At 45.4% G+C, this 21768-nt stretch carries 24 protein-coding genes; 1 reads left to right on the forward strand and 23 read right to left on the reverse strand.

What is annotated here, in order from left to right; translation table 11 throughout:
- Positions 1-24: 24 nt before the first annotated feature.
- From C1G53_RS10170 to C1G53_RS10255, 18 genes are all read right to left on the reverse strand, one after another.
- Complete coding sequence (locus C1G53_RS10170; protein ID WP_105118571.1) at positions 25-2127, reverse strand: ATP-dependent Clp protease ATP-binding subunit; 2103 nt, start codon at positions 2125-2127, stop codon at positions 25-27.
- A gap of 564 nt (positions 2128-2691) precedes the next feature.
- Positions 2692-3102 carry a peptide deformylase gene (locus C1G53_RS10175; protein WP_105118572.1) on the reverse strand — a complete coding sequence of 137 codons (411 nt, stop codon included), beginning with the start codon at positions 3100-3102 and terminating at the stop codon, positions 2692-2694.
- 71 nt (positions 3103-3173) lie between these two features.
- Entirely contained in the window at positions 3174-3902 is a 729-nt protein-coding gene (locus C1G53_RS10180) for a MerR family transcriptional regulator (protein ID WP_105118573.1), read from the reverse strand.
- A 78-nt stretch (positions 3903-3980) separates the two neighbouring features.
- The gene (locus tag C1G53_RS10185) at positions 3981-5069 is read right to left on the reverse strand and encodes a nucleotidyltransferase (RefSeq protein WP_105118574.1); all 1089 of its coding nucleotides are present in this window, start codon (positions 5067-5069) and stop codon (positions 3981-3983) included.
- A complete protein-coding gene (locus C1G53_RS10190) occupies positions 5066-5812 on the reverse strand; it encodes a class I SAM-dependent DNA methyltransferase (RefSeq protein ID WP_105118575.1) in 747 nt (248 codons plus the stop codon). The genes C1G53_RS10185 and C1G53_RS10190 overlap by 4 nt, the downstream gene beginning before the upstream one ends.
- Before the next feature lie 148 nt (positions 5813-5960).
- A complete protein-coding gene (gene rsfS / locus C1G53_RS10195) occupies positions 5961-6320 on the reverse strand; it encodes a ribosome silencing factor (protein WP_044781673.1) in 360 nt (119 codons plus the stop codon).
- A 1-nt stretch (position 6321) separates the two neighbouring features.
- A complete protein-coding gene (locus tag C1G53_RS10200) occupies positions 6322-6831 on the reverse strand; it encodes a cysteine hydrolase family protein (protein WP_105118576.1) in 510 nt (169 codons plus the stop codon).
- Positions 6828-7280: a GNAT family N-acetyltransferase gene (locus C1G53_RS10205; protein ID WP_105118577.1), complete on the reverse strand. Its 453-nt coding sequence runs from the start codon at positions 7278-7280 to the stop codon at positions 6828-6830. The genes C1G53_RS10200 and C1G53_RS10205 overlap by 4 nt, the downstream gene beginning before the upstream one ends.
- A gap of 108 nt (positions 7281-7388) precedes the next feature.
- A complete protein-coding gene (gene yqeK, locus C1G53_RS10210) occupies positions 7389-7976 on the reverse strand; it encodes a bis(5'-nucleosyl)-tetraphosphatase (symmetrical) YqeK (RefSeq protein ID WP_105118578.1) in 588 nt (195 codons plus the stop codon).
- Positions 7973-8605, reverse strand: coding sequence for a nicotinate-nucleotide adenylyltransferase (locus C1G53_RS10215; protein WP_074390984.1), 633 nt, complete (start codon positions 8603-8605; stop codon positions 7973-7975). The genes yqeK and C1G53_RS10215 overlap by 4 nt, the downstream gene beginning before the upstream one ends.
- A gap of 12 nt (positions 8606-8617) precedes the next feature.
- Positions 8618-8929 carry a ribosome assembly RNA-binding protein YhbY gene (gene yhbY / locus C1G53_RS10220; protein WP_004195298.1) on the reverse strand — a complete coding sequence of 104 codons (312 nt, stop codon included), beginning with the start codon at positions 8927-8929 and terminating at the stop codon, positions 8618-8620.
- Positions 8930-8985: 56 nt separating this feature from the next.
- Positions 8986-10092, reverse strand: coding sequence for a ribosome biogenesis GTPase YqeH (gene yqeH, locus C1G53_RS10225; protein WP_044764836.1), 1107 nt, complete (start codon positions 10090-10092; stop codon positions 8986-8988).
- A complete protein-coding gene (locus C1G53_RS10230; protein ID WP_105118579.1) occupies positions 10093-10620 on the reverse strand; it encodes a YqeG family HAD IIIA-type phosphatase in 528 nt (175 codons plus the stop codon).
- A 110-nt stretch (positions 10621-10730) separates the two neighbouring features.
- Positions 10731-11408 (reverse strand): SEC10/PgrA surface exclusion domain-containing protein, encoded by a 678-nt coding sequence (locus C1G53_RS10235; protein ID WP_105118580.1) that lies wholly within the window; start codon positions 11406-11408, stop codon positions 10731-10733.
- A 117-nt stretch (positions 11409-11525) separates the two neighbouring features.
- Entirely contained in the window at positions 11526-12155 is a 630-nt protein-coding gene (locus tag C1G53_RS10240) for a copper homeostasis protein CutC (protein WP_105118581.1), read from the reverse strand.
- Between the two features lie 49 nt (positions 12156-12204).
- Positions 12205-13113 (reverse strand): DMT family transporter, encoded by a 909-nt coding sequence (locus C1G53_RS10245; protein ID WP_105118582.1) that lies wholly within the window; start codon positions 13111-13113, stop codon positions 12205-12207.
- Positions 13114-13188: 75 nt separating this feature from the next.
- Entirely contained in the window at positions 13189-14670 is a 1482-nt protein-coding gene (gene galT / locus C1G53_RS10250) for a UDP-glucose--hexose-1-phosphate uridylyltransferase (protein ID WP_105118583.1), read from the reverse strand.
- Between the two features lie 9 nt (positions 14671-14679).
- The gene (locus tag C1G53_RS10255; RefSeq protein WP_105118584.1) at positions 14680-15852 is read right to left on the reverse strand and encodes a galactokinase; all 1173 of its coding nucleotides are present in this window, start codon (positions 15850-15852) and stop codon (positions 14680-14682) included.
- A gap of 132 nt (positions 15853-15984) precedes the next feature.
- On the opposite strand from C1G53_RS10255, the gene C1G53_RS10260 reads away from it, so the two are divergent.
- The gene (locus C1G53_RS10260; RefSeq protein WP_105118585.1) at positions 15985-16983 is read left to right on the forward strand and encodes a LacI family DNA-binding transcriptional regulator; all 999 of its coding nucleotides are present in this window, start codon (positions 15985-15987) and stop codon (positions 16981-16983) included.
- 52 nt (positions 16984-17035) lie between these two features.
- Here the strand turns inward: C1G53_RS10260 and gatB are convergent, their stop codons facing one another.
- The 5 genes from gatB to codY all read right to left on the reverse strand — a co-directional run bounded on the left by gatB (position 17036) and on the right by codY (position 21716).
- Positions 17036-18475 carry an Asp-tRNA(Asn)/Glu-tRNA(Gln) amidotransferase subunit GatB gene (gatB, locus tag C1G53_RS10265; RefSeq protein WP_011921932.1) on the reverse strand — a complete coding sequence of 480 codons (1440 nt, stop codon included), beginning with the start codon at positions 18473-18475 and terminating at the stop codon, positions 17036-17038.
- Entirely contained in the window at positions 18475-19941 is a 1467-nt protein-coding gene (gatA, locus tag C1G53_RS10270; protein ID WP_105118586.1) for an Asp-tRNA(Asn)/Glu-tRNA(Gln) amidotransferase subunit GatA, read from the reverse strand. The genes gatB and gatA overlap by 1 nt, the downstream gene beginning before the upstream one ends.
- Positions 19941-20243, reverse strand: a complete 303-nt coding sequence (gatC, locus tag C1G53_RS10275; protein ID WP_011921930.1) for an Asp-tRNA(Asn)/Glu-tRNA(Gln) amidotransferase subunit GatC — start codon at positions 20241-20243, stop codon at positions 19941-19943. The genes gatA and gatC overlap by 1 nt, the downstream gene beginning before the upstream one ends.
- A gap of 131 nt (positions 20244-20374) precedes the next feature.
- Entirely contained in the window at positions 20375-20926 is a 552-nt protein-coding gene (locus C1G53_RS10280; protein WP_105118587.1) for a cysteine hydrolase family protein, read from the reverse strand.
- A 1-nt stretch (position 20927) separates the two neighbouring features.
- Entirely contained in the window at positions 20928-21716 is a 789-nt protein-coding gene (gene codY, locus C1G53_RS10285) for a GTP-sensing pleiotropic transcriptional regulator CodY (protein ID WP_105118588.1), read from the reverse strand.
- Positions 21717-21768: the final 52 nt, after the last annotated feature.

The raw sequence follows: 21768 nt of genomic DNA on the forward strand, positions 1-21768 counted from the left end.
AGATTTTCTATATTATCTTATTTTTTATGAAAAGGTTTGCTCTTCAATTTTGATTTCATTGTCAGCCACATCCGCGAGTAAGTTAGTCACATTTGTATGGTCCAAATAGAAGTCTGTCACCTTATCACGAATTTGATTTTCAATCACTCGACGGAGTGGGCGAGCCCCCATAGCCTTATCATAGCCTGCTTCCATCAAGAATTCTTTGGCAGCTTCGGTCACTTCTAAGTGAATACCTTTTTTAGCTAGGGTCTTATTGACCTGAGCTAACATCAAATCGACGATAGCTTTGAGATCTTCTTTATCCAAATGCTTAAACTCGATAACTGCATTGAAACGGTTGAGAAACTCTGGACGGAAGAATGGTGCAATACGGTCCATGATGTCTGGCTCTTCTTCTTGATCTTCTTCCACACCATAACCAAAACCTGCATTAGAGGTAGCGATGATAATAGTATTTTTAAAGTTAACTTGGTTGCCCTGTCCATCAGTCAAATGCCCATCATCCAGCACTTGCAAGAGGAGGGTAATTACTTGTGGATCAGCTTTTTCAATCTCATCCAAGAGGACAATGGAGTACGGATTGCGGCGGACACGCTCTGTAAGAGTATGGGAATTGTCATCGTAGCCCACATAACCCGCTGTGGTCCCGATTAATTTGGAAACGGCTGTCCGATCACTGTATTCAGACATATCCAGGCGGATAATGGCATCCTTGTTACCAAACAAGTCTAGCGCTAACTGTTTTGCCAACTCTGTCTTACCGACACCTGTCGGACCGACAAATAGGAAGGAACCAATCGGACGGTTGCCGTCATCAAAACCTGCACGATTCCGACGAATGGCACGAGATACAGCTTCCACCGCATCGTCTTGACCGATAACCTTGGCTGACAGGCGATTTTTCAATTCCTTGAGCCGTTCAATGTCAGAGGCTCCCATTTGAGAGACTGGAATTCCTGTCATACGCTCAACTGACTGAGCCACATCATTGACGGTCGCTACTACTTTCTGTTGCTCTGTATGAGTATCAATCTGTTTTTGTAGCTTATCAATACGGACTTTTTCATTCAAGGCTTTTTCATAATCCTCTTTTTCAGCTGCTTCCAACTGCAACTGTTTTGCCTCAGCCATTTCTGCTTCCAAGGTCTGAATATCTGTCACAGGATGTTGTGCAGCCAAGTGAGCAGCGGTCACATCAATCAGGTCAATAGCCTTATCAGGCAAGCTACGTTGCGGAATATATTGGACGGAATAATCAACTGCAGCTCTCAAAACCTCATCTGGCAATTCAATATTGTGGTGGGCTTCATAAAGCGGCTTAATCCCTTTCAAAATCTGGTAGGTGTCTTCTGCGGACGGAGCATTAACCTTGACTTCATTGAAACGACGAGCCAGAGCGGCGTTCTTGTGAATGGTATTGCGGTATTCGTCCTGCGTAGTGGCACCGATAACCGTCAATTCCCCACGGGATAAAGCTGGTTTGAGAATATCCGCTAAACCCTTGGAACCGGAGTCTCCACCAGTACTACCAGCTCCCAAAATCTGATGAATTTCATCAAAGAAGAGAATGATATTTCCAGCTTTTTTGACTTCATCCACAAGATTTTGCACATTTTCCTCAAAAGCTCCACGATACTGAGTCCCAGCTTCCAAGCCTGAAATGTCGATGGAGATAATTTCCTTGTTCTTAATGGCTGCTGGCACATCACCATTGACAATGGCTTGAGCCAAACCTTCTACGACCGCTGTTTTACCAACACCTGCATCACCGACCAAAACTGGATTGTTCTTGGTACGGCGCGCCAAAATTTCCGCTGTTTCTTGGATTTCCTTGTTTCGTCCAATGACTGGATCCAGTTTCCCATCACGCGCATCTTGGGTCAAATTGCGCCCCAGTTTTGCAAGAATCCCATCTGACTTTATCTGACCTTTAGCCTGTGTTTGAGCCACTTCTTCTGTCTGTGGCAGGCGACCAGTCTGACGGTACATAGCGAATTCCTCCGGTGTCACTTCACGCCCATTGATAGAATAACGGCGACGCTCTGTGCTGTAGCCACCCATGTTTCCCATGAGTTGATTGAAAATATCGTCCATATTGTTAAAGTTATTGAAATTGTTGTTCATCGTTTTTACCTCATTTATAATTTTATTTTTTTGACTTTTACTGACCTTTGTTTTAAAAAAATGGATTTAGTCTTTTAGTTTGCTTTTAGTACTAGCTCTAAAGGTTTGGGGAACCTTTGGAGGTGGGAAATAGAGCGAACAAAGTTCGCATCAAAAGCTGCAGGTAGCTTCAATAGTCCAGCGGACTATTAAAGCTTGGAAATCGCACTTACGATTGTAAGTAACATTCATAAGGTACGGCAAAGCGAGTTCTCTAATGATGAGATTATTTGAAGTTTCCTCACTCGCCGCAGTAATAAAAGATAAACTAAATGACGCTAATAGGGTATAATCCTGTCTTTCATCCCAACCTCCTCAGAAGTTTGTCTTTTACTGACCAATAGGTTCAAGAGTAAGTCAAACCGTTCTCGTTTGACCTAAACTGACCTTTTGGTTGAAGAATATGCAAGGCTTATTTACCTTACATTCATATTCTACACCATTGGTCAGTAAAAGTCAATATTTTTGTTTGACCTTTTTTGACTTTTATACAAAAAAATCTACCTGACGGTAGATTTGGTAGCACTAGATGATAATCCCTTCCAAATGATCCAGTTCATGCTGAACAATCTGGGCTTGGAAGTCTGTCAGCTTTAGGCTCTGCTTTATCCAAGAAGCATCAAAAAACTCCACTTCAATCTCCTGATAGCGTGTCGTCGGACGGCTACCTTCCAGCGACAGGCAACCCTCCTCAGTCTTATAAGGCTTGGCCTTGCTGATGAGGACGGGATTATACATGACCAGGTTGGTGAAGCCCATGTTGACGATGATAATCCGCTTTTTGACACCAATCATGTTGGCCGCCATGCCCACACAAGCGTGAGCATTGACTGCTAAAGTGTCCTGCAAATCCTGACCGATCTGCACATCTAGCTGAGTCGCAGGCTCCGACTTCTGTTGCAGGAAGAAAATATCTTTCATAATAGGTTGAATCATGGGGTGTCTCCTTATTTTCTAGCTTCATCTAGTATACCAAAAAAGCCTAGTTCTCACTAGACTTTCCTTATTTATTCTTGGCAATAAATCACAATTGCCTGACTAACAAAAGCTGCTGTGCCTGGTCCACCTGCTCGGTCAATATTGGCTGTAAATCGCTCGTCTTCAACATACATAGGACCTAGATTTTGTAAGATTTCCTTGGTGCAGGTGTAGAAATTTTTCGTGATATAGGCCTGCAAGTTGGCTACCTGAGCCTGCACATCAGGGTGACTGACTTCTAAGCTCTGCATTTTTCCAAAAGCTTCAAAAATAGCCTGCATCTCTTGAGCAAACACCCGGTCTTTGCTAGCATCGTAGCGCTCTTCAAATTCGGCATAGACCGCTGTCTGTCCCCAACGTTCCTTTGCCTCCGCCTTGTAGGCCTCTAGTTGACTGCTATCAAATGCGTGAAAATCCATGACTTCTCCTCCTTTTTCTGTGAGCAATCTGGTGTGATTGATGATGCGGTCCAGCCGTTCCCTTTTGAGCTCTAAAAGGGCGACATGATCCCGCAAAACCTGCTGGCGATTGACTTCCTTCACGTCCAGAAGCTGCTCTATATCCTTGAGAGGAAAATCCAATTCACGAAACAATAGAATTTCTTGCAGACGAGCCAAATTCTCTTGATTATAGTAGCGATAACCATTTTCAGCCACAAATGCTGGTTTGAGCAAACCAATCTGGTCATAGTGGTGCAGGGTCCTCACCGTCAATCCTGTCAACTGACTGACCTGCTTAACTGTCCAATTTTCGTTCATCGAAATCTCCTCTCTATGATTAGTATAAGGGATAACGTAAGGTGAGGGTCAAGAATTTTATCAAAAAACTTTTACATCTCACTCCACCCTCACCGGCACACGCCCGTAGGTCTGCTCTGCTATTGCGTCAGCGCCCAATTGATAGACCACATCCGCCTGCTGGGTCAGACTGTCCCAGGGCTCTTTGCCGATCCGCGTCACCAAGTCCACCCGCTCCTTGACGGTCTTGAGATAGGCCTGGCCTCGATCTGAAAAGCCCAATACATGGACCGCTTCTGGCAAGGGACTTTCCACCGCATTAACCAAGATGTAGGTCAGCACCCGCCGCACCCGCGCCTTGGTGTAGCGCTTGGTCGCAACGGCATCCACTAACTCCTCCACGGTCGCTACGCTCCCAATGGCAGAGCGGATACGACTGGCTAGTTCTTCGTTGACCTGAAAGACCTGACTGAGATCTGGGTGGGTCGCAATCTGGTAGCGGAGCAGAGGAAAATAGTTTCTCCAGCTTACCTTGGTCGCCTCTTCAAAGAGACTGGCAGACGGTAAAAAGTCACGCACCAAGTCCAGCTGGTCAGCACTCTTGCGGATAGCTGTCGCCGAGGCGTAGGACGTTTCCACCTCTTCCGAATGAAAACCAGCCCCCTGCCGTTGAACAGGGCTGAGCTGAATGCCAGTTCCAGCCACCGCCTTAGCATAAGCCAGAGCCAGAATATGATTTGGCGTGTCACCTGTGAAGGTTAGACCCGCAAACTCCTGCCACATAGCCTGGGTCTTCTGTGGATAAGAGAGATGGTCAGGCAAGTTTTTCACAAAATTTTCCATCTCTTCCGACTTATCCACATAGATGTCCGCAATTTTCTGGTAATCCAGCATTTCTTCCGTACCGAAAACCAGTTTTTCCACACCTAGCCTGTGTAAAATGCTGATTGCTCCCTTGGCGAAATGGTCAGCCGACTGGACAGACACCAAAAAGGGCATCTCGACAACAAGATCTGCCCCGTGTTCCAAAGCCATCTGAGCCCGTGTCCACTTATCCACAATAGCTGGCTCACCCCGTTGCATGAAATTACCAGACATGACCACGATTTTCAACCCCTCAACCTGCTCCAGCAGGTATTTATGACCTGTATGGAAGGGATTGTATTCTGCTACGATGCCTGAAATCATGCCTTGACCGCCTTGAAAAACCACCGCTGGCTGGTTTCTGTCGGAGCTTGATTTTCAAAGTCCGCAAAGACTTCCACAGATACAAAACCAGCTTCTTTCAAACATTCCACATAGGTTTCAATCGGATAGGTCCGCTCTTCATGAACTTCATCCCGACGGATAAACCGCTCCTCTTGACTGTCCTCATCTTTGACAAAGAAGGTCAATTCGTGAACGATAGAATGCTCATGCTCCCCCTCGTAAGTATCCCAGACAAAGGCAAAATCCTCGTAGTTTTCATGGTAGCTATAGCCTGCAAATACTTCCTCCATTTGATAAATGGAGTGGACGTCAAAAAGGAAAGTACCACCTTGATTGAGAACAGAGTGAACTCCTTCAAAGACCCGCAAAACAGCTTCTTGGTCCGACATATAGCACAGACTATCCGAGTAACAGGTCACCGCATCGAACTCTCCAACACCTTCCAGAGCCATCATATCTGCTTGGGCCAACTCCATCATGACACCCGCAGCTTCTGCTTTTTTCTGGGCCAATTCCAACATTTCATAGGACAGGTCAAGCCCTGTCACCTCATAACCCTTTTGAGCAAACCGTACAGCCTGAATCCCTGTCCCACAGGCCAATTCTAAAATCGTCTTGGTGTCTTGTGGCAAGTTCCGCAAGCTAAAATCTGTCCATTTATCATACAAGCTGTCATCCATGATTTCATCATAGACCGCCGCAAAGGTTTCATAAGTTGCCATATTTTTCCTTTCATAAAAAGCAGCCAATCGACTGCTTCATTAACTCACACTGTGTTCAAGAAGTCTATCACTTCTAATTACATAATAATGAACTCTCTTTGGTCACTTTCGAGTTGTTTGGTGACCAGTCGAGTTCTCTCCACTCTCACTATTCCACTTCTAAAAAGTCTGCGACTTCCAGGAAGCTACCTTCGTGCCATAATTTTTCAAGGTTATAGAGGTCACGCATTTCTTCTGAGAAGATATGAACGACTACGCCTCCAAGGTCCAAAAGGACCCAGCCACCGTTACTATCGCCTTCTACACGGCTACCCTTGATCCCAACTTCCGCTACCTTTTCACGGATGTTTTCCGCAATAGCCTCCAACTGGCGACTGTTCATGGAGCTGGCAATCACAAAGTAGTCTGTCAGGCTGGTCACGCCTTGAACATCAATTACAACAAGGTCCTCAGCTCGCTTGTCATCAGCAGCCTGGACCACAACTTTTACTAAATCTAGTTCTTTCATCTTATCCTCTAATTATATTTTCTAATGTATCCACCTGGGCAAAATTCCATGACCAGATGTTTTGGTAGTGGTCAATCAAGTCTTTGGCATCCAATTTGCCTGAATAACCTGTCGTCGTTCCGTCCTGAATCGCAGCTACCTTGTAACCTAGTTCAAAGGCCACTTTAATCGTCGTGTCAATGCAAAAATTGGTCGCCATACCCATGATGATGAGCTGCTCCATTCCCTTTTCCTGCAAATAAGCATGAAGCCCCGTTTCCTTGAAGGCACTGTTAAAGGTCTTATCGAAAATCTTCTCACTAGCTAAGGGTGCAACAATTGAGTGAATTTCCCAGTCGGCAGTCCCCTTGACCAATTCCTGGTCATGATGGCGGACATGGATGACTTCTAGCCCCGCTTGACGAGCGTTTGTGAGGCTATCTTGCCAGAGGGCTAATCGCTCTTCAATGGCATAAGGTTTTTCCTCCACTAGAAGGTTCTGAATGTCAATGACTAACAATGCAGATTTCATAGCTTAACACCAGGCGTTTCCAAACGGAAGACCAATTCCCTTTCTTCTTCACTATCCAAGACAAAATCATTTTTCTCCAAGAGATGAGCCATCTTCTGATTGCCCTTAACATAAGCTGCAATCAAATGGTCGCAGACAGGATGTGATTGAGCCATTGCTATTACAACCTCCAAAGCAGCTTGACCATAGCCCCTTCCTTGAAACTCTTGGCCAATCATAAACCGCCAGAGCATATACTGCTGGATGTCCTCATCAATGTCAATCAAGGCAAAACCGACCACCTGTTCATCTGCCCAGATGGCATAGGGGAAAACATCCCCATTTTCTCTGTAAAGCCAAGCGTCAGCGAGTGAACGCACGTTGGGAGCCACGAAGCCCTTGTCCTCCTCGGCTACTGTCAAGTCCAAGACTGCTTGATAGGAGCGTTCATCAAGATATTTTATAGTCATTAGTTTACTTTTAGTACTAGGCAACGAGCTGCAGGCTGTACTGGAGTACGGCAAAGCGAGTTAACGAAGTAATAAAAGAAAAACTAAATGACTATAATGCAATCATCCCTACTCCTTCAACCAAGCAACATAGCCATTATAGGTTTCCAAGGTTTGTGGATAAATGGAAATTCCCTTCTTGGCTAAGTAAGAAATGGTTTGGGCAGTTTCATAGGCTACTGCCTTGTCCAAGGACTCTTTTGCGATACGACGCGCCTCGTCCACCCCAGGAAAATCCCGATTGGGTTCTATGTAGTCCGCCACATAGAGAACCTTGTCCAGCAAGGTCATCTGCCCCGCCCCAACGGTGTGTCGTTGAATGGCTTGGAAAATTTCCCCATCTTCCAAACCAAAATCTTCTGCGATTTTATAGGCGCCAACCACACCGTGCCAGATGTTATTATCCCAGTTGAGCAGGTCCTTGTCCAAATCATACTTGGCAATCAAGTCCAAAAAAACTTGGTCTTCCACTTCCTTAGCATAGTCATGCAAGAGTGCTGCTAGACTGGCTTTTTTCGGATCACAGCCATATTGGTCTGCCAAGGCAAGCGCCGCCTGCTCCACACCCAAGACATGTTGGAAGCGCGCTGGCTTCATGGCTACACGGATTTTTTCCAAAAGAGCCTGACGGTCAAAGGTCAAATCTGCTGCAATCATTGGTAAAGTCCCTTTTCTTCGATATAGTCCAGAACTTCATGAGGCACCATAAAATTCGGCACCCGTCCTTGCTTGATAAAGCTCCGCACCATGCTGGAGGAAATGTCCATCAAGGGCACATCTACCCAGATAACAGGATAGGAAGTCCCTGCCTTGTAACGAGGACGCTGGACACCAACAAACTGCACCAACTGGACCAATTCATCAATCCTGTGCCATTTTGGCAAGTAGTCTACCATATCTGCACCGATGATGAAATAATAATCCGTATCAGGATTTTTTTCCTTCAGCAATTTCATGGTGTCGTAGGTATAGCTGACACCTCGGCGTTCCAGTTCAATGGTTTCAATCCCCAAGCCCTCAATCCCTGCAATAGCCATCTTGAGCATGGAATAGCGATGGTACTCATCAATGGTTTCTTTTGTATCCACATGCGGCGGAAGAAATTCTGGCATGAGCAAGACTTCATCCAGCTTCAACTGTTGACGGACCTGGTCTGCCACAATCAAATGAGCATTGTGGACAGGGTTAAAATTCCCACCCAGAATCCCCACTTGTTTGCGATTGGTTTCTTTCTTTTCAACCTCTAATTCAACCTTGGTAAAGGGTGTTAAGAGTTCAATAGCCATAGGCTCTCCTTCTTAGATTTCTTTGACCTGTTTGGAAATTTTACGGTTCTCTTTCTTGCTAGATTGTTTGAATAAAATCAAGATGCGGCCGATTTTTTGAACCGTGTCCACACCGATTTCTTCTTCCAAGATTTCTGCTACTTCGTGGATGTTTTCATCCGTATTTTGTAGCAAGGTCACCTTGATCAATTCACGCGCATCTAGCGCCTGACGAACACTGGTTTTAATCTGGTCATTTAGACCATTTTTCCCAATCTGAATGATGGGTTTAAGACTGTGTGCCTGACTGTTCAAAAAGGCACGTTGTTTTGAAGTTAATGACATCTATTTTTCCTATGTTTCTATATTTATTGGCTAACAAATGTAACCAGTACGCACATCTAGATAATCGCCTTGCGAATGACCACATCCACACCCTTTGGTGCCCAGGCAGCAATCTTGGCCTTTTCATTGACACGAATCCAACCAAGTCCTGAGAAGACCACATCCGTCTTTTCGGTGATGGTAAATTCATGGCGGACCAATTCAGGAAATTCTTTCAATTCCTTACTGGTTGGCGGCACTAAAAGCGAGCCCGCATGTTTCTGGTAAAATTCACTAGCTCCCTGTAACTTGGTGCGGTGGAGCTGGAGCTCATTGTCAAAGAAAGCCGTAAAGCCTTGGCGTTCACCAGCCACAAAGTCAAATCGTCCCAGACCAGCCAAGAACAAGGTTTGTTCTGGATTGAGCTGGTAGGTCTTTGGCTTGATTTCCTTGCGCGGGCTGATGTACTTGAGGTTTTTAGCCGTCAAATAATGGGCCATCTGGTGACGATGGATAATTCCTGGCGTGTCATAGATGTAGGAACCATCATCCAGAGGAATTTCAATCTTATCTAGCGTCGTTCCAGGGAAACGTGAAGTCGTAATGACATCCTTGTCCCCTGTGATTTCTTGGATAATAGCATTGATCAAGGTTGATTTGCCGACGTTGGTCACGCCGACCACATAGACATCCCGTCCCTTGCGGTGCTGTTCAATCTTCTCAATCAAATCTTTGATGGCCTGCTTGTTTTGGGCTGAAGTCAAGACCACATCAACTGGTCGCATGCCGATTTCATGTGCCCGCTCGGTCAACCACTGAGTGACCTTGCCTGTCTTGACAGACTTGGGTAAAATGTCCTGCTTGTTGCCGACCAACAACACATCATTTCCTGAAATAAAGCGAGGCAAGCCTGGAATGACCGAACCATTGAAGTCAAAAATATCAATGACATTGACCACCAAGGCATCGCTTTCTCCTACGCTATGGAGGAGTTTCAAGAAGTCATCATCTGAGATATTGACATCTGAAATCTCATTGTAATGGCGTAAACGGAAACAACGTTGGCAGTAGAGTTGCCCGGTTTCCAGGCCTTTTTCTAGGGCTGATTGAGGTGTAAATCCAGCGACAGCCTTGTCTAGCGTCTGAATCTGGGCACCACAGCCGATACAAAATAATTCTTCCACTTACATCTCCCTCTTGTAATCTATCGCCCCATACTTAGCGATGATTTTTTTCATGGTCCGCCGCTCACGCCAACGGTTAATCTGCGTATTGATAGAGTCCGTCTGAATCAAGGGTTTGACCAGTACAGACTTGAGCCCAGCTCGCTTAGCAGCCCGAATGTCTGTCATCAACTGATCCCCAATCATGACCACTTCATGCGGTTGAACATCGAAGCGTTTTAAGGCACGGTTAATCCCAAAGGTGAACGGCTTGAGTGCGAAGGCTTCAAATTCAATCCCAAAAGGAGCTACTGCTCGCTTGACCCGCTCGTATTTGTTGTTGGAAACCACCACAACGGGAATGCCTGCGGCCTGTAAATCCTGTAACCACTGGCGCATCTCTGGCGTACCATCGGGATTATTCCAAGCAATTAAGGTATTGTCCAAATCGACAAAGACCACCTTGATACCCTGTTTTTTCAAACTGTCAACTGTCACATCATAGGCCTTTTCCAAGGCAAAATCTGGCATATAATTTTCTAACGTCACGGACTTCTCCAAAGAATTTTATCAGATAATTATACCATTTTTCTAGGAAAAAGGCGAATAGATAGCCAAAAGGAAAACACCCGGTGGAACCGAGTGCCTATCCTACGAACCTATTTGCTTTCTAAAATCCAATCCTTAGGAATGAAAATCATATGGGTCAACAACCAATCAATATCCAGCGAGTATTTTGAAAAGGCAAATCCAATTTCCTCAACACCAGAATCATCCTCATCCATGCCTAAAATCGTCGTCGCATGGCCATAGTCTGCATGACTATCATCAAAGAGGCGCCAAGTTAGAGCCTTGTAAACCAATTTTTTGGCATCATAAAGCGTATAAGCCTCTCGATATTCTGAAAAGGCTAAACAGTCCTTGCCTTTAGGTTCGACACCCTTAATTTGAGCAATGGCAATCAAGCTATCATAGTTGTGATAACGGAGGGAGCTACTCAAGGATTGAGCCAAACTAACCGCATAATCCAAGGCCAAATCACTGACCTCCACAGCCACAGTTCCCAATTGTTCCCGCAATGGATTGAGCAAGTTCGCAGCAAAGCGAGCTAACTCTTCACGGATTTCCTGTGGCAAATTCTCTATGTCTTCAAGAATAACTTCCCTATCTTGCTCAGACCCCTTGTAGACATTGATGTCTAGCCCCTGCTCACCCAGTTTTTCCAGTTCCGAATCAAAACCTGTTTTCCCAGCTTGAACATATTGAGCGAGAGTTTCATAGTAACCTTCTGGCAAGATGATACGCTCTAGGTTGTCAGCTCTTTCAATGATTGTCATGGTTTTCTTCCCCCGTATGTTTGATATTCTTATTGTAACAAGATAAGGGAAAATTGTAAACCTTTTCAACTTTTGTTACATATTTACACCAAGTATATGAATACAAGTAATTCATCGCTACCAAAACAAATGAGTTCCATGAACCTGATCCACAGGTATTTTTTCTAGTAATTCAGGCACATTGTCCACTGTCAAGCCACCACCAATTAAGATTTCAAGCTTACCTTGTGCATAGGAAATAAGCTCCTGCAACCAATCCACATTGTTCAAGGCAGACCCCGTCAAACTGCCTCTTGTCAAAATCCGTGTCACTCCATGGGCTGCCAGCCAATCAATAGCCTCAAATTGACGGTGGCGAGGGATTTGATCAAAAGCCATGTGAAATACAATTTGGCAACCCTGCGACACAGCAAACAAGCGTTCCAAAGCAACTTGATCCAACCAATTATCCTCTGTTAAAACACCAAATACTAAACCATCTGAACCCAGCTCTTTAGCTACTTTGCAATCTTCCACCATCATCTCAATCTCTGCCTCATCGTAGCAAAAATCACCACCACGAGGGCGAATCATGGTCATAACTGTGACTTCATTCTCATGAGCCAGCTGACAAACGTATTTAATCACTGCATAACTTGGCGTTGTTCCCCCAACTGCTAAATTATCACAAAGTTCTATCCGCTGGGCACCCATTGAGATAGCTTTGGCAAGATCTACATGGTTTTCCGAACAAAATTCTTTTATCATTCCAATTTCCTCTTATGTATTTTACTTTAGTATACCAAAAAAGAGTATATTAACCAATACTCTTTTCGGTAATCAAAAAATCCTTTAGCGAAATCAGCAGAACTGCTAGTAGAATACAAACCATGCCGACTAAATCCATGCTCGTAAAGACCTCATTAACCAACCACACTGCAAAAATAATGGAAGCAACAGGTTCAATAGAAGCTAGCAAGCTGGCATTGACCGGGCCGACCATGGTAACCCCTTTGAGAAAGACTGTATAGGCAAAGATGGTCCCGACACCAACAATCCCCACTAAGCCAAACATACTACCACTATCTAATTGAAGGGGTTCTTGCCAGGTCTGTAAACCAAAGGTAACCATCAGCCCTCCCATCAACATCCCCAGACCAATGACCGACAAACTACCATACTGGTCAATGACTTGGGCAGGTAGGATAATATAGAGAGCATAGGTCAGAGCTGAGAAAAGTCCCCAGGCTAAACCAAGCGGGGTAATCGCTAGTTCCGTCAATTGTCCATGGGTTGCAATAAAAAAGGTTCCTACAATTGCCAAGACAATCGAAATCACTTCAACCCCTGTCGGTCTTTGCCTATCTTTCAAGCAGGTATAGGCTAGCACTAAGATAGGGCAGAGGTATTGAAGAACTGTTGCCGTTGCCGCATTTGTATAAGCAATGGCTTGTAAATAGGCCAGCTGATTGAGGGCTAGGCCAAACAAGGCAAAAAGAGATACAGCTAGCACGGCGCGTCCATTTTTCAAGAGTGCAAGCAAATTTCTCCTAGCTGTCACAGCACACAGACCGAGCAAAACAAGACCTGAAACCATCAGGCGCATGGAGGTAATCAACTGTACAGACATGCCTCGTCCGATTAAATACTGCCCACTCACCCCTGACAAGCCCCAGGCAATCCCTGCTATTAAGGTAATCAAGGTTCCCCATCTTTTTTCTGTCATCCTATCTCCTTCATCTCATGTCAATAGTCCCATTATACCAAAAAGAGTAGGACTTGGTCCCACTCTTTCTTACAATTAAGTTGCTAAACCGACAAATTCCACAAAGCGCATAAAGGCCGCCTGACCTTCTGGAGTGCGTTTGTAGACACCTGCATCTTCTAGGACACGGGCAAAAATTTGGCCAACAGAATCTCGAATGACCTCTTCAGCCCTTTCTTCTGTCACATCTGGGTGTTCAGCCTTCAACCTATCTGCCCAAGGCTGATGGTAGGCTGCCACCTGACTGTCTTGACCTAGTAAGTATTTTTTGACTTCAGCCAATTCTGCCTTCAAACGTGGAGGCAAAATCGCCAAGCCCATAACCTCAATCAAGCCGATATTTTCTTTCTTGATGTGTTGGACATCTGGATGTGGATGGTAGATGCCGTCTGGAAATTCTTCCGAAGTCTGATTGTCGCGGAGAACCAAATCCAACTCGTACACATCTCCTCGTTTCCGAGCAATCGGGGTGATGGTATGATGGGGAGTTCCATCTGTTTCAGCCTTAATCTGAACGGCATCATCTGAGTAGCTCCGCCATTTTTCCAAAATCTTAGTCGCCAAGCTCAAGAGCGCTGGCTTATCTGCTGAACTCAAGCGAATCACCGACATGGGCCACTTGACAATCCCTGCCGAAACGGACTCAAAGCCATCGAAGACCAGCTGGCGCTCAATCGGCGCCTTTTCCATGGCAAAACTGTGCCGCCCACCCTGATAGTGATTGTGGGTCAGGATAGAGCCACCTGAGATGGGTAGATCAGAGTTAGAACCGACAAAATAATTTGGAAAGATGTCAAGCAAGTCCAAAAGCTGTTCAAAGGTTTGAGGGCTAATCACCATAGGCACATGCTCTTGGTTCAAGAAAACAGCATGCTCATTGTAATAAGCATAGGGCGAATACTGGAAGCCCCACTGTTCCTGTCCAAGATCCAAGCGAATAATGCGGTGGTTGGCACGTGCTGGGTGATTGATGCGGCCTTGGTAGCCCTCATTTTCCATACAAAGCAGGCACTGAGGGTAGTTTGAAGCTTCCGCTAAACGGGCTGCCGCAATGGCTTTGGGATCCTTCTCTGGTTTGGACAGATTGATGGTTATTTCTAGGTTGCCATAGTCTGTCGGTGTTTGATAATAGATATTTTTGGCAACAGCAGCCACCTTGATGTAGTCATTGCGCTTACTCAAGTCATAAAAATCTGCCACAGCCTGCTCTGGACTGTCTTGATAGGTCTGCCAAAAATCACGATTGACCTGACTAGGACTTGGCGTGATTAAATCCATCAAACAAGCCCCAACCATGTCCTGTTCTTCCAGCAATTCACCCACAAAACCAGTTCGAACCACGTGAGCCAATAGCTCATCTTTTAATTCAATCAAGTCTGTTAGCTCTGTTTGGACAGTCAAAACTTGGTCCCCAACCAAGGCTAAAACCCTATTGCGCAGGTAAAGGGCATCCATTCCTTCAAAATCACTGTTGGCAATAACCTGCTCAACAAAACGCTCCACCAATCCAGCCATCATTTCTCCAATCTATTTTCGAGATAAAACGCGAGAGCCTCCAGCAATCTCCGCTACATAGAAGCTTGGCTCATAGCCAACCACTTCAGTGTAGGTCTTGCCGACATTTTCAGTAAAGGCATCCACCTTATCCTTGTGGACAATGGCAATACCACAGCCGCCGAAACCAGCTCCTGTCATCCGAGCACCAAGAACTCCTTCCTGCTCCCAGGCGGTATGGGCCAAGGTATCCAATTCCAAACCTGTCACTTCATAATCATGCTCCAGGGAAACATGGGAAGCATTGACCAAGCGGCCAAAGGTTGCCAAATCTCCTTCTTCCAAGGCCTTACGAGCCTGTAAGGTCCGTTGGTTTTCCAAGACAGCATGGCGGGCACGCTTGATGCGGTTTACATCTTTGATTAAGTAACTATATTGGTCAAAAGTCCACTCATCCAACTCTCCCAGAGTTTGAATAGTCAAGACTGCATTCAATTCTTCTACAGCTTTTTCACATTCTGCACGACGCTCGTTGTACTTAGAATCCGCCAATTCACGACGTTTGTTGGTGTTCATGATGACAATCACATGGTCACCCAAATCCAATGGCACCAATTCATATTCAAGTGTATTGGTATCCAGATAAATGGCACGTTGGTCCGCTCCCATACCGATCGCAAACTGATCCATGATGCCAGAATTGACACCGATAAAGTGATTTTCCGTTTGCTTACCAATTTTCACCAAATCAAGACGAGTCAATTCAAGTCCATACAACTCTTCTGCGATAATGCCGATTAAAAGTTCCAAGGAAGCTGATGAAGACAAGCCTGAACCATTTGGAATATTACCGTAAACAAAGACTTCCATCCCTGTATCAATGACATGCCCTGCTTCCTGCAAGAATTTAAGAACACCCTTGGCATAGTTGGTCCAGTTGTCCGCCTTATCAAAGACCAAGTTGTTCAAATCTACCTCAATCACACCAACTTCTTCAAAGTTAGCAGAATAGAAACGCAAAACTTGGTCATCACGTTTGCGAGCAGCACCGTAAGTCCCTAAGGTAATGGCCGCTGGAAAGACATGACCACCGTTGTAGTCTGTATGCTCACCAATCAGGTTAATCCGACCAGGTGAGAAGAAAGTCGCATCCGCCTCTTGACCAAACACATCGAGAAAGGCTTGCTTGAGTTGTTCTGTGTTCATAGGAACCTCCTTGATTTTGTAATCGTTTTCTTTTATTGTACAACTTAACAATATAAAAGTCAATATATTTACTAAAAATTTACTAATTTTAGTATTTGTGCTATACTAGATACAAATAGATAGGAGAATACCATGGTTACCATTAAAGACATCGCTGAAAAGGCTAAATTATCATCTGCCACCATCTCCCGCGTACTCAAGGGCGACCTGACCCTATCCGTCAGCCAAGAAACCCGCGACCGCATTTTCAACTTGGCACAGGAATTGGGCTACACCAAGCACATCAAAAAACAAGCACCTCAACAAAAAGGCACCATCGGCATTGTCCAATGGTACACTGAAAGCGAAGAGCTAGCCGACCTCTACTACTACTCCATTCGGGCCAGCATTGAGCATACCGCCAGTCTTCTCGGCTACCAAATCGTCCGCTCCTTCAACGACCTGACCAATCCCCTCCTCCAAGAAGTGGACGGCATCATCGCAGTTGGTAAATTTTCTTCTGGGCAAATAGCAGAGCTGGCCAGCTTATCACCCAAGCTGATTTTTGTGGATTCTGATACACTGACCGAGGGATTTTCCTGTGTCACAACTGACTTTGAACACTCTGTACAGACTGTTATCGACCACTTCCATTCACAAGGCCTGACAGATATTGGCCTCCTAGTCGGACAGGAAGAAACCACAGATGGTCACCAACTGCCAACAGACCCGCGCCTGACTGCCTTTCGTGACTACCTGAACACCTTGGGCATTCTCCAAGAAAACTATATCTACCAAGGAAAGTTCTCCACCCAGTCGGGCTATGAGCTGATGAGCCAGGCTATTGAGGATCTAGGCGACCAACTACCGTCAGCTTTCTTCATGGCAAATGATACCCTGGCAGTCGGTGCCCTGCGTGCTTTACAAGAGCGTCAAATCGCTGTGCCAGAACGGGTCCAACTCATCACCTTTAACGATACAGCCATCACGCGCCAGGTCTATCCAGCCCTGTCTTCTATCAGCGTCTTCACCGAAGAAATGGGACAAGAAGCCATGCAGCTGCTAGACCGTATCATAACTAGTCCACACCCCCACCATCCCCGTAAAATTAAGCTAGGCACTCAGCTGGTTATTCGGGAGAGTTCTTATTGAAAGTGTAAAAACCGAGAGTTCTGACGAATTCTCGGTTTTCTGCTATTCAATTTTAATCCAACAACTTAGCCAATTCCTGAGCCAAGAGTTGTTGTGCAACTTGCGGGTTGGCTTGTCCCTTAGTCGCTTTCATCAAGAAACCTGTAAAGGCCTTATCAGCATTGCGTTTGCCAGACTTGAAGTCAGCTACTGCCGCTTCGTTATCCGCAAAGACTTGGTGGATAATCGGAATCAAGACCGCAGGGTCTGAAATCTGTACCAAGCCAGCTTTCTCAACGTAAGCCTTAGCAGAACCACCTTCCTTAGCCAAGTGAACAAAGACTTTCTTGGCAATCTTAGATGAAATAGTGCCATCTGCAATCAAGGCTATCATTTCAACCAAGTTTTCTGGTGTAAGAGCGATTTGCTCAATAGTCTTACCTTCAGCATTGAGGAACTGAGCCACTTCACCCTGCAACCAGTTAGAAACTTGTTTGGCATCGCCACCTGCTGCCACTGCTGCTTCAAAGAAGTCAGACAGAGCCTTGGTTGATGTCAATTGACCTGCATCGTAGGCAGTCAAGCCCAAGTTTTCCACATAGTGAGCACGGCGAGCCTTTGGAAAGACTGGCAATTCTGCACGCACTTCCTCAATCCAGCTATCATCAATCTCATAGAGCGGTAGGTCTGGCTCTGGGAAGTAACGGTAGTCAGCTGACCCTTCCTTGACACGCATGAGAATGGTTTCACCAGTAGATTCATCGTAACGGCGCGTTTCCTGCTGGATTTGACCACCTGAACGCAAGATTTTGGCCTGACGTTCTACTTCATGCTGCAAACCCTTGCGAACATAGTTGAAGGAGTTGAGGTTTTTCAACTCAGTCTTTGTACCAAATTTTTCTTGACCATAGGGACGAAGAGAGATGTTGGCATCCACGCGCATAGACCCCTCTTCCATCTTGACATCTGAAATGCCAGTGTACTGAATGATTTCTTTAAGGGCTGTCAAGTAGGCATAGGCCTCCTCAGGCGAACGCATATCGGCCTCTGATACAATCTCAATCAAAGGCACACCCTGACGGTTGAGGTCTACATAAGAATAGCCGTCTGTCCCGTGGGTATTCTTACCAGCATCCTCTTCCAAATGCGCACGCTCGATACGGATTTTCTTGGTTGAACCGTCTTCTAGCTCAATCTCAATCCAGCCATTGTAGCCAATCGGCTCGTCAAACTGGGAAATCTGATAGGCTTTAGGGTTATCAGGATAGAAATAGTTCTTCCGGTCAAAGTGCATATCCTTGTGAATGTCCATATTCAAGGCCAAGGCAGCCTTAATACCCGCATCCACAACACCCTTGTTGAGAACTGGAAGGACGCCTGGGAAAGACCAGTCAATCACGTTGGTATTGGCATTTGGGTCCTCACCAAAATGAGCAGATGAAGGTGAGAAAATTTTCGAGTTGGTGTTCAACTCCACATGGACTTCTAGACCAATAATCGTTTCAAAGTTCATTAGTTAGCACCTCCAAAAATCACTGGTTGTTGCTTGTGGTAATCTGTTGTCGCTTCAAAGGCAGCAGCCACTTGGTAAATGGTTTCTTCCGAGTATTTTGGACCAATCAACTGCAAACCGACTGGCAAGCCTTCAACAAAACCAGCAGGAATCGAAATACCTGGAAGACCAGCCAAGTTAACAGGAATGGTCAAAAGGTCCGCCAAGTACATAGCCACAGGGTCATGGTTGAGCGTGTCCAAACCAAAGGCAACCGTCGGAGCTGTCGGCCCCAAAATCAAGTCATAGTTGGCAAAGACCTTCTCAAAATCTTGGATAATCAAGGTTCGCACCTGACCAGCCTTCTTGAAGTAGGCATCGTAGTAACCAGATGACAAGCTAAATGTACCTAACATAATACGACGTTTAACTTCCTCACCAAAACCTTGACTACGGGTTTTCACGTAAATCTCATCCAAGTTGGTCGCATCTTCTGCACGGAAACCATAACGGATACCGTCAAAACGTTGCAAGTTAGAAGATGCTTCTGATGATGCGATAATGTAGTAAACAGCAACCCCATACTTAGAATGTGGCAGGCTGACTTCCTCGATAATCGCCCCCAGGCTTTCCAAGTGCTTAGCCGCCTTGAGAATAGTTTCCTTAACCTGCGGATCAATCCCTTCGCCCATGTATTCTTTTGGCAGAGCAATCTTCATACCCTTGATGTCCTGACCAATCTTGCTAGTGAAGTCAGCAATTTCATTGATGGTTGATGTTGCATCCTTGACATCATGACCAGAGATGACATTGAGCAACTGGGCATTTTCCTTAACTGTCTGTGAAAATGGACCAATCTGGTCAAGAGATGAACCAAAGGCAATCAAACCAAAACGTGACACCGTTCCATAGGTTGGCTTCATTCCCACAATACCATTAAAGGCAGCAGGCTGGCGGATGGAGCCGCCTGTGTCAGAACCGAGTGACAAACGGACCTGACCAGACGCAACAGCAGCAGCTGAGCCACCTGATGAGCCACCAGGAACTTTTGTCTGGTCCCAAGCATTTTTTGTCGGTTTGAAGGCAGAGTTCTCATTGGAACCTCCCATGGCAAACTCGTCCATGTTGGTTTTACCGACAACAATCATATCCTTAGCGTAGGCCTGAGCAACCGATGTCGCATCGAAAATCGGCTCATAATTATAAAGCATTTTTGAAGCAGCAGTGGTCAAAATCCCCTTCGTAGAGATATTATCCTTAACTGCCAAGGGAATACCAGCCATGACATTGTCTGCATCAATCCCCTTTTCATCAAGGGCAGCAGCTTGCGCCAAGGCCGCAGCTTCTGTGATAGTCAAGAAAGCATCCACTGCTCCCTCACGACTCTTGATGTCTTCCAAGGTTGCCTTGGTCAACTCAACCGCAGAAATCTCCTTCTTGACAAGGAGATCATGCAATTCATCAATGGTTTTATTGTTAAACGTCATTAGGCATCTCCTCCCCCGTCTAGAATAGCTGGTACCTTGATAAAGTTATCTTGTGATTCAGGCACATTTTTAAAGAGCTCCTCACGGCTCTCACCTTTTTGGGCAATATCTGCTCGCAAGACATTCTTACGGTCAGCCATGGTTGTGGTTACCGCAACACCTGTCGTATCTACTTCATTGAGCAATTCAACCATATCGACAATCTTGCTCAAACTTGTCGCAAATTCCGCTGTTTCCTGGTCCGAAAATTCCAGCTTAGACAGCTTGGCAACATGACGGACTTCAGCTTCAGAAATCTTCATTCTTACTTTCCTCCTAATGGAAATCTATCTTCTCATTATACCATATTTCCAGCTCCACACAAAGGTAGATATTCCCTCCGATGGAAGCTTTTTTTCGGCAAAAAACCAGTCTAACGACTGGTTCCTAAACCCTAATCTATAATGGTCGCACCAAGCACATGGCGCAGATGGTTGAGAGCAAATTGATGGCTCTCCTCCGTCAATGCGGCAATTGCAGAAGCCACGACCTCAATCCGATAGCCTTTATTGTAGGCATCAATAGCTGTATGCAGGACACAGATATCAGACAGGACACCTGTCAAGACCACCGTATCCACCCGACGTTCTCTCAAACGAACATCCAAGTCCGTACCAGAAAAGGCAGAATAATGTCGCTTGTCCATCCAACGAACACGCGCATGATCCTTGTTTTCGCTATAAAAATCCGCCAAAGGACCGTACAAATCTCGTCCCTGCGTACCCATGATATTGTGAGGTGGAAAGAGCTTGCTTTCAGGATGCAAGTCATCCCCCTCTTCATGACCATCAATGGCAAAAACGATATAGTCCCCATTTTCAAAGGCTTCCCTTGTCACCTGGGCAATCCGCTCAGCAATAGCCTGAGCAGGTTTCCCCGCGGTTAATTTGCCCTTGTCAGCCACAAAATCAACCGTATAATCAATCGAAATCAATGCTTTTATCATCTTAGTAGTCACGTTTCTTAATTTCATCAAAGATAGCTGGAATGAGGACCTTCAAATAAGTTCCTTTCATACCAAGCGAACGACTTTCAATAATCCCTGCACTCTCCAACTTGCGCAGGGCATTGACAATCACAGAGCGAGTAATGCCGATACGATCTGCAATAACAGAAGCCGTCAATTGACCTTCATTACCATTCAATTCGCCCAAAATAGCCGCAACAGCCTTCATTTCAGAATAGGAAAGAGTATTGACTGCCATATTCACCGCTGCACGACGACGAATATTTTTCTCATCCTCTTCCCTCTGGAAGTTAAGTAGTTGGATACCTACTACTGTTGCCGCAATCTCAACCAAAATCAAATCTTCTTCGTGGAATTGCTCTTCATTGCGCCAGATAATCAAGCTGCCAAAGCGGATGCCCGTCACATGGATAGGAGCAATGGTGGTCAAACCATTCGGGTAGATCGAACGAGATTCCACAGGAATAGCTGTCAGCTCACTCTCAACTGGCAAGTTAACCTGGGTATCATAGACCTGAGCAATCGATTTTACATATTCTTCTGGATACTGTTTGTTAATATAGAACTCTTCAACCCTGTCATTATTGGTCTTGTAGTTCATATGATAACCCAAAATTTCACCCTCACTATTGATAATGCAGGCGTTGCAATCAATTATATCAGATAAGTGCTCCGCGATGGCATTGTAAGGCAATTCTTCTGCCAATTGCTCTTCGGAACGCTTCAAAATAGAAGTAATATCCCGAGTTTTTTCTAATAATGTTGTCATATGTTCCTCTTTTTACTGTAATTACACTTATTATACCGAATTATTAGGCAAA

Origin of the sequence: Streptococcus suis, from assembly GCF_002960445.1 — a bacterium.
GTDB classification, from domain to species: domain Bacteria; phylum Bacillota; class Bacilli; order Lactobacillales; family Streptococcaceae; genus Streptococcus; species Streptococcus hyiners.

Bases quoted from the DNA above. Each gene is read 5' to 3' on its own strand.
- C1G53_RS10255 (WP_105118584.1), bottom strand. From the start codon at position 15,852: ATGAACACAGAACAACTCAAGCAAGCCTTTCTCGATGTGTTTGGTCAA.
- codY (WP_105118588.1), bottom strand. From the start codon at position 21,716: ATGACAACATTATTAGAAAAAACTCGGGATATTACTTCTATTTTGAAG.
- C1G53_RS10215 (WP_074390984.1), bottom strand. From the start codon at position 8,605: ATGGCTATTGAACTCTTAACACCCTTTACCAAGGTTGAATTAGAGGTT.
- C1G53_RS10185 (WP_105118574.1), bottom strand. From the start codon at position 5,069: ATGATTTCAGGCATCGTAGCAGAATACAATCCCTTCCATACAGGTCAT.
- yqeK (WP_105118578.1), bottom strand. From the start codon at position 7,976: ATGATTGCAGCAGATTTGACCTTTGACCGTCAGGCTCTTTTGGAAAAA.
- C1G53_RS10245 (WP_105118582.1), bottom strand. From the start codon at position 13,113: ATGACAGAAAAAAGATGGGGAACCTTGATTACCTTAATAGCAGGGATT.
- C1G53_RS10190 (WP_105118575.1), bottom strand. From the start codon at position 5,812: ATGGCAACTTATGAAACCTTTGCGGCGGTCTATGATGAAATCATGGAT.
- C1G53_RS10235 (WP_105118580.1), bottom strand. From the start codon at position 11,408: ATGACAATCATTGAAAGAGCTGACAACCTAGAGCGTATCATCTTGCCA.
- gatC (WP_011921930.1), bottom strand. From the start codon at position 20,243: ATGAAGATTTCTGAAGCTGAAGTCCGTCATGTTGCCAAGCTGTCTAAG.
- C1G53_RS10240 (WP_105118581.1), bottom strand. From the start codon at position 12,155: ATGATAAAAGAATTTTGTTCGGAAAACCATGTAGATCTTGCCAAAGCT.
- C1G53_RS10205 (WP_105118577.1), bottom strand. From the start codon at position 7,280: ATGACTATAAAATATCTTGATGAACGCTCCTATCAAGCAGTCTTGGAC.
- galT (WP_105118583.1), bottom strand. From the start codon at position 14,670: ATGATGGCTGGATTGGTGGAGCGTTTTGTTGAGCAGGTTATTGCCAAC.
- C1G53_RS10170 (WP_105118571.1), bottom strand. From the start codon at position 2,127: ATGAACAACAATTTCAATAACTTTAACAATATGGACGATATTTTCAAT.
- gatA (WP_105118586.1), bottom strand. From the start codon at position 19,941: ATGACGTTTAACAATAAAACCATTGATGAATTGCATGATCTCCTTGTC.
- rsfS (WP_044781673.1), bottom strand. From the start codon at position 6,320: ATGAAAGAACTAGATTTAGTAAAAGTTGTGGTCCAGGCTGCTGATGAC.
- C1G53_RS10200 (WP_105118576.1), bottom strand. From the start codon at position 6,831: ATGAAATCTGCATTGTTAGTCATTGACATTCAGAACCTTCTAGTGGAG.
- gatB (WP_011921932.1), bottom strand. From the start codon at position 18,475: ATGAACTTTGAAACGATTATTGGTCTAGAAGTCCATGTGGAGTTGAAC.
- C1G53_RS10175 (WP_105118572.1), bottom strand. From the start codon at position 3,102: ATGATTCAACCTATTATGAAAGATATTTTCTTCCTGCAACAGAAGTCG.
- C1G53_RS10260 (WP_105118585.1), top strand. From the start codon at position 15,985: ATGGTTACCATTAAAGACATCGCTGAAAAGGCTAAATTATCATCTGCC.
- C1G53_RS10280 (WP_105118587.1), bottom strand. From the start codon at position 20,926: ATGATAAAAGCATTGATTTCGATTGATTATACGGTTGATTTTGTGGCT.
- yhbY (WP_004195298.1), bottom strand. From the start codon at position 8,929: ATGTCATTAACTTCAAAACAACGTGCCTTTTTGAACAGTCAGGCACAC.
- C1G53_RS10180 (WP_105118573.1), bottom strand. From the start codon at position 3,902: ATGAACGAAAATTGGACAGTTAAGCAGGTCAGTCAGTTGACAGGATTG.